Genomic DNA, 7159 nt, shown 5'->3' on the forward strand with positions numbered 1-7159 from the left:
TCCCGTTGCAGGTCGACGTGATTTTTCGCGCACGATTTCCCACCCTAAGCGAGCCCGGCGCTGTGCGATGATCGGCCGGTCGCCGACCTCAGGAGTGCTGTTGAAGCCGTACCCGTTCACCGCCGTCGTCGGGCTGCCGGACCTGCGCCTGGCGCTGGTCCTCTCCTCGATTTCCCCCGCGGTCGGCGGCGTGCTGGTGCGTGGTGAGAAGGGCACGGCGAAGTCGACCATCGTCCGCGCGCTCGCGGGTCTGCTGCCCGGCGTCGACGTCGTGGACGGCTGCCGGTTCTCCTGCGATCCCGCGGCCCCGGACCCGCTCTGCCCGGACGGCCCGCACGACGGAGCGAAGAGCCACCGGCGACCGGCGAAGCTGGTCGAATTGCCGGTCGGCGCGGCCGAAGACCGCGTCGTCGGCTCGCTGAACCTGGAACGCGCGCTGGGCGAAGGCGTCACGGACTACCAGCCGGGCCTCCTGGCCGCCGCGCACCGCGGGCTGCTCTACGTCGACGAGGTCAACCTCCTCCACGACCACCTCGTCGACACCCTGCTCGACGCCGCCGCGATGGGCCGCGCGACCGTGGAGCGCGAGGGCGTCTCCGTGTCGCACGCCGCGCGGTTCGTGCTGATCGGCACCATGAACCCCGAGGAAGGCGAGCTGCGGCCGCAGCTGCTGGACCGGTTCGGGCTGACCGTCGAAGTCGCCTCCAGCCGGGACCCGGAGCAGCGCGTCGAGGTCGTCCGGCGCCGCCTCGCCTACGAAGCCGATCCGGACGGTTTCGCCGCGCAGTACGCCGGTGAAGACGCCCGGCTGGCCGAAGAGATCGAGTCGGCGCAGAAGCTCCTGCCCGCGGTCAAGCTGCCGGACGACGCGCTGCGCCAGATCGCCGAGATCTGCGCGTCCTTCGAGGTCGACGGCATGCGCGCGGACATCGTCACCGCGCGCGCCGCCGTCGCGCACGCGGCCTGGGCCGGCCGCGACGAGGTGACCACCGACGACGTCCGCGTCGCCGCGCGGCTCGCGCTGCCGCACCGGCGCCGCCGGAACCCGTTCGACGCTCCCGGGATCTCCGAAGAGCAGCTGGAGCAGGCACTTCAGGACGCCCAGCCCCCGGAGCCGGGCCCCGAAGACGACGGCCCCGGCTCCGGGTCGACGCCCGAGGAAGCGCCGCAGGAAGTTCCCCAGGGAGACGCGCCGCAGGGCGAGCCCCGGCAACAGCAGAGTGGCGGGCAGCAGAAGACCGTCGGCGCCGGCGAGACGTTCAAGGCACGCGTGTTCCGGGTCAAGGGCACGGGCGAAGGCGAGCGCGGACGCCGTTCGCGCGCGATCACCGACAGCGGCCGCACCATCGGCGTCCAGCCCCCGAGCGTCCGGGACGGCCGGCCGCACCTGGTCGCGACCGTGAAAGCCGCGGCGCCGCACCAGAAAGCGCGCGGCCGCGACGGCGCCGGGCTGAAGCTGCGCCGGCAGGACCTCCGCTTCGCGCTGCGCGAAGGCCGCGAAGGCAACCTCGTGCTGTTCTGCGTCGACGCGTCCGGCTCGATGGGCGCCAAGGCGCGGATGCGCGAGGTCAAGTCCGCGGTGCTGTCCCTGCTGCTCGACGCCTACCAGCGCCGCGACAAGGTCGGGCTCGTCACCTTCCGCGGGAACGCCGCCGAGCTCGCGCTGCCGCCGACCATCAGCGTCGACGCGGCCGCGTCCCGCCTCGAAGGCCTGCCGACCGGCGGCCGGACGCCCCTCGCGGAAGGCCTCCTGGAGGCCGCGCGGGTGCTGCGCGTCGAGGAGATCCGCGACCCGCGGCGCCGTCCGCTGCTGGTCGTCGTCACCGACGGCCGCGCCACCAGCGGCCCCGACGCCGTCGCGCGCGCCCAGGCCGCGGCCGGGCTTCTCACCGGCGTCACCACCATCGTGATGGACTGCGAAAGCGGCAAGATGCGGCTCGGCCTGGCCGCCGACCTCGCCGCGCACCTCGGCGGCGAGCACGTGCCGCTGTCCGACGTCGCCGCCGAGTCGTTGGCGGACGCCGTCCGCGCACGCACCGGAAGGGCTGCCTGATGCCGCAGGGGAAACCGGACGTCGTCCCGGCCGACGGGCTGACCACGCGCCAGCGCCGCAACCGGCCGCTGCTCGCTGTGCACACCGGCGAGATGAAGGGCAAGTCGACTGCCGCGTTCGGCATGGCGCTGCGCGCCTGGAACCAGGGTTGGTCGATCGGCGTGTTCCAGTTCGTCAAATCGGCGAAGTGGCGCGTCGGCGAGGAAGCCGCGTTCCGCGCCTTGGGCAAGCTGCACGACGACACCGGCGAGGGCGGGCCGGTCGAGTGGCACAAGATGGGCGAGGGCTGGAGCTGGGCGCGCAAGTCCGGCACCGACGAGGACCACGCTTCGAACGCGCGTGAGGGGTGGGCGGAGATCAAGCGCCGGCTCGCCGCCGAGACACACGACTTCTACGTCCTCGACGAGTTCTCCTACCTGCTGAAGTGGGGCTGGCTCGAAGTCGACGACGTCGTGTCCACTTTGGTCTCGCGGCCGGGGCACCAGCACGTCGTCATCACCGGCCGGTACGCGCCGCCGGAGCTGATCGAGGCCGCCGACCTCGTCGCCGAGATGACCAAGGTCAAGCACCCGATGGACGCCGGCCAGAAGGGCCAGCGGGGGATCGAGTGGTAGCGCGCGTGGTCGTCGCCGCGCCCGGCTCGGGGCACGGCAAGACCACCATCGCCGCCGGGCTGATGGCGGCGCTGCGCGAGGCCGGGCACCGCGTCTCCGGGCACAAGGTCGGCCCCGATTTCATCGACCCGAGCTACCACGCCCTCGCGACCGGGCGTCCCGCGCGCAACCTGGACCCGTTCCTGCAGGGCGAGGACCGGCTGATCCCCTTGCTGCGGCACGGTTCGGCCGGTGCCGACATCGCCGTCATCGAAGGCGTGATGGGCCTGTTCGACGGCGCGCTCGGCACCGAGGGCTACGCCTCGACCGCACACGTCGCCCGGCTCCTGGACGCGCCGGTGGTGCTGGTGGTGGACGCCTCGGCGGCGTCGCGCAGTGTCGCCGCGACCGTGCTCGGGTTCGCTTCCTACGACACGCGGGTGCGGCTGGCCGGGGTCATCCTCAACAAGCTGGGCTCGCAGCGGCACCTCGACGAGATCGCGGCCGCGCTGGAGGCCACCGGCGTCCCGCTGCTGGGGGCGTTGTACCGCAACGAAGAGATACATGCGCCGAGCCGGCACCTCGGGCTCGTCCCGGCGGCCGAACGAGCCGTCGACGCGCAGCGCGTGCTGCCGTCGCTGGCCGCGTGGGTGCGGGACGGGGTCGATCTCGAAGCGATCGTCCGGATCGCTTCGGCGGCGTCTTCGCTTTCCGCTCCTGCGTGGGAACCGTCCGGTGTGGATGGTCCACGGGTGACGGTTGCGGCCGCGGGCGGGCCGGCGTTCACGTTCCGCTATACCGAGAACATCGAGCTGCTGGCCGCGTGCGGGGTCGACGTGGTCGACGTCGACCCGTTGCGGGACAAGGCTTTGCCCGACGGGTGTGCCGGGCTGTACTTCGGCGGCGGGTTCCCCGAGGTGCACGCGGCGGAGCTGTCGGCGAACACGCCGTTGCGTGCTGAGGTGGCTTCGGCGATTTCCCAGGGTATGCCGGTGAGCGCGGAATGCGCGGGCCTGCTGTACCTGTGCCAGTCGCTGGACGGCTTGCCGATGGTCGGCGCGATCCCCGCGGACGCGAAGATGACCGCCCGCGGCAAGCTCGGCTACCGGCGCGCGGTCGCCGTCGAGGACAACCTGATGGTCGCGGCCGGGCAGCGCGTCACCGGGCACGAGTTCCACCGCACCGAGGTCACGCCGTCGCACGGCGTTTCGGCGGCCTGGGGCTGGGATCGGCAGCTGGACGGTTTCGCGTCGCCGACGCTGCACGCGTCCTACCTGCACGTCCACTGGGCCGGGTATCCCGAGCTGGCCCAGCGGTTCGCGGCGCGGGTCCGAGCTCATGCGTGACTACGACCTGCACCACCACGGTGACCGCGAGGTCGGGCCGGGGCTGGTCGACCTCGCCGTGAACGTCCGGCTGCCGCGCCCGCCCGCGTGGCTGCGTCAGGAGCTGGCGTCCGCTCTGGACACCCTGGCTGCTTATCCGTCCACTGTGGATGCCTCACGGGCGATCGCTTCGCGGCACGGCCGTCCCCCTTCGGAAGTCCTGGTCACCGCGGGTGCGGCGGAGGCGTTCACGCTGCTGGCTTCGGCGCTCCGGCCGCGGCGCGCGGTGGTCGTGCACCCGCAGTTCACCGAGCCGGAGGCGGCACTCCGGGCAGCCGGGCACGCCGTCTCGCGCGTGATCCTGTCCGAAGCGGACGGTTTCGTGCTCGACCCGGTGCTGGTCCCGGCCGACGCAGACCTGGTGTTCGTGGGCAACCCGACGAACCCGACGTCGGTGCTGCACCCGGCGGCGGTCTTGCGTTCCTTGGCCCGGCCCGGGCGGCTGCTCGTGGTCGACGAGGCCTTTCTGGACGCCGTGGCGGGCGAAAGCGAAAGCCTCGCTGCCGGCGTACCTGGCGTCGTCGTGCTGCGCAGCCTGACGAAGACGTGGGGCCTGGCCGGGCTGCGGGCGGGGTACGTGCTCGCTTCGGCGGACGTCGTCGAGCGGCTGCGGGCGGTGCAGGTGCCGTGGTCGGTGTCCACGCTGGCCGGGGTGGCGACGGTGGCGTGCTGCCGTCAGTCCGCTTTGGAGGAAGCGGAAAAGCTTGCTGTGGCGGCGGAATCGGACCGCGAGTACCTGGTGTCCGGCCTGGCGGACGCGGGCGTCCCCGTGCTGGGCGACCCGCGAGGCCCGTTCGTGCTGGTGCGCGTCCCGGACGGCGCTTCGGTGCGCGCGCGGCTGCGGGAAGCGGGCTACGCGGTGCGGAGGGGCGACACGTTCCCCGGCCTCGGCCCGGACCACTTGCGCCTGGCGGTCCGCGACCGCGACGTGACGGATGCGTTCTTGAGCGCGCTCCGAAAAATCTGGTAAACACCGACAGGGGGTTGTCGCCGGCACCCGGGAAAGTGGTCTTCGTCGCCGGGAAAGGCCCGGTGTGACGGCGAAAGGACCGCCATGCCCCGCTTCAACGACGTCGCCTGGTTCGAGATCGGCACCGACGACCCGGCTGCCGCCGAACGGTTCTACGGCGAGGTCTTCGGCTGGCAGACCGGCCAGGACGAAACGGCCAGCACCAGCCCGGCCTACCGGGTCATCGACACCGGGGGCTCACGCGGCGGGCTGTTCACCGGAACGGAGAACTACGCGATCTTCAGCGTGCTCGTCGAGGACGTCGACGCCGCCTGCCGGAAGGTCGAGGCCGCCGGCGGGCGAGTACAGCGGCCACCGGCGGTCAATCCGGTCGGCGTGACCTTCGCGCACCTGCTCGACCCGGCCGGCAACCACTTCTCGGTGTTCACCCCGCCAAGCTGAGCTGCTCGACCACGCCGTAGGGGATGTCGAGGTCCTCGCGCCGCAGCAAGCGGAGCGGGGGCACTTCGGCCGTGACCGTCACGGACGTGATCCGGTCGGTGCGGAAGGCGCGGATTTCCTTGCGCAGCCGGCACCACGCGATCAGGTACCAGTGCGTCGGCTTGCCGACGTATCCGAGCGGCTCGATCTCCCGCCGCGTCACGGCGCCCTGGCGGTCGCCGTAGCCGATGCGCAGGACGCGGCCGGCGGCGAGCGCGTCGGCGATCTCCCGCGGTATCGGCGGGGGCGAGCTCTTGCCGAGCACGTGGACGCGGGCGGCCAGGTCCTGGGCCGCGGTGGCGTCGTCGTGCTGCATCGCCGCGACGAGCTTGCGCAGCGCCGAGGCGGCCTCGGCGCGGAACGGCGTGCCGTCGAGGTGTTTCAGCGCGAGCGCCATGGCGACAGCCTCACTGGGCGTCAGGTTGACCGGCGGCAGCGTGTGCGCCTTGTCGAGGCAGTATCCGCCGGTGCGGCCGGGCTCGGCGTAGATCGGCACGCCCGACTGCTGCAGGGCGCCGATGTCGCGTTCGATCGTGCGCGCGCTGACCTCGAACCGGTCGGCGAGCCAGCGCGCACTGCGCGGGCGGGGCGCGATGGCGCGGAGTTCTTCGACGAGTGCGTAGAGACGGTCGGTCCGGTTCACGCGCTCACTGTAGGGAGGAGGTACGACGTTTTCAGACGAGTGCGAGCAACGCGGCCGCGACAGCGACCTCGACCCCGGCGCCGAGGACGTCGCCGGTGACGCCGCCGAGGCGTCTGGTGCACCTGATGAGGAGGGCCGCGGTCACGACGTAGGCGATGGCCACGGCGAGGGGGCCCCGCCACCAGTCCGTCCCGGGGATCAGCGCGGCGAGCCCGCCGGCGGCCACGGCGATCACGACCGCGACGGTCCTCGGCACCGACCCGGCGACGGTGGCACCAAGCCCTTCCGGCCGCGCGGACGGCACACCACGCGCGCAGGACATGGAGAGCGTGCAGCGTCCGACGAGCACGCTCACGACGACCGCGGAGACGGGGTGCGCGGCCCCGGCGAGGGCACCGACCTGGACGAGCAGGACGAAGACGAGCGTCGCAACGCCGGTGGGCCCGGAGTCGCCGCGGCGCATGACGTCAAGGGCCTTGGCGCGATCGTAGGAGGCACCGAGGCCGTCGGCGGTATCGGCGAGCCCGTCGAGGTGCAGGCCCCGGCTCCCGAGGGCGACGGCTCCCAGCGCAAGGGCCGCGGTGGCGAGAGAGGGGAGGTGCAGCGCGATTCCACCGGCGACGATGAGCCCGGCGACCGCGGCGAGCGGAAGGGCGGCGAGCGGGCCGAGCATCATGGCGCCACCGGCAACGCGGCGATCGATGACGCGGGGCGCCGGGACGGGAACGGTGGTCAGCGTCCCGACGGCCATCCGCGCGGAGTCGGCCCAGCGGCTCATGCGCGCCCCAAGGTGGCCTCGGTTGCGTTGGGTGCGCTGAACGCACCGAAGGGCCCCTCGGTTGCAGCCAACGCACCGAGGGCCATTTTGGGTGCGCCGGACGCACCGGGGGCCGCCTTGGGTGCGTTGGGCGCACGGAAGGCCACTTTGGTTGTGCTGGGCGCACCGAGGGCCATTTTGGGTGCGCCGGACGCACCGGGGGCCGCCTTGGGTGCGTTGGGCGCACGGAAGGCCACTTTGGTTGTGCTGGGCGCACC

General features: G+C 72.9%; 7 protein-coding genes. 5 read left to right on the plus strand and 2 right to left on the minus strand.

Annotated features, from left to right (window positions below; all coding sequences use genetic code 11):
- The first annotated feature begins 100 nt into the window (after window positions 1-100).
- From AB0M59_RS43905 to AB0M59_RS43925, 5 genes are all read left to right on the plus strand, one after another.
- Window positions 101-2053 (plus strand): putative cobaltochelatase, encoded by a 1953-nt coding sequence (locus AB0M59_RS43905; RefSeq protein WP_364627634.1) that lies wholly within the window; start codon window positions 101-103, stop codon window positions 2051-2053.
- A complete protein-coding gene (gene cobO / locus AB0M59_RS43910; protein WP_364627635.1) occupies window positions 2053-2667 on the plus strand; it encodes a cob(I)yrinic acid a,c-diamide adenosyltransferase in 615 nt (204 codons plus the stop codon). Before AB0M59_RS43905 ends, cobO begins: the two co-directional genes overlap by 1 nt.
- Complete coding sequence (locus AB0M59_RS43915; RefSeq protein WP_364627637.1) at window positions 2661-3992, plus strand: cobyrinate a,c-diamide synthase; 1332 nt, start codon at window positions 2661-2663, stop codon at window positions 3990-3992. The genes cobO and AB0M59_RS43915 overlap by 7 nt, the downstream gene beginning before the upstream one ends.
- Window positions 3985-5001 (plus strand): Rv2231c family pyridoxal phosphate-dependent protein CobC, encoded by a 1017-nt coding sequence (cobC, locus tag AB0M59_RS43920; protein WP_364627639.1) that lies wholly within the window; start codon window positions 3985-3987, stop codon window positions 4999-5001. Before AB0M59_RS43915 ends, cobC begins: the two co-directional genes overlap by 8 nt.
- A gap of 84 nt (window positions 5002-5085) precedes the next feature.
- On the plus strand, window positions 5086-5442 hold the full coding sequence (locus AB0M59_RS43925) for a VOC family protein (protein WP_364627641.1): 357 nt from the start codon (window positions 5086-5088) through the stop codon (window positions 5440-5442).
- Here AB0M59_RS43925 and AB0M59_RS43930 read toward each other — a convergent pair.
- The gene (locus AB0M59_RS43930; RefSeq protein WP_364627643.1) at window positions 5426-6124 is read right to left on the minus strand and encodes a YafY family protein; all 699 of its coding nucleotides are present in this window, start codon (window positions 6122-6124) and stop codon (window positions 5426-5428) included. The genes AB0M59_RS43925 and AB0M59_RS43930 overlap by 17 nt on opposite strands.
- Window positions 6125-6155: 31 nt before the next feature.
- Window positions 6156-6902, minus strand: coding sequence for an adenosylcobinamide-GDP ribazoletransferase (locus tag AB0M59_RS43935; protein WP_364627645.1), 747 nt, complete (start codon window positions 6900-6902; stop codon window positions 6156-6158).
- Between the last annotated feature and the right edge of the window lie 257 nt (window positions 6903-7159).

The sequence above is a fragment of the Amycolatopsis sp. NPDC051371 genome, assembly GCF_040682155.1.
In the GTDB taxonomy this organism is placed as follows: domain Bacteria; phylum Actinomycetota; class Actinomycetes; order Mycobacteriales; family Pseudonocardiaceae; genus Amycolatopsis.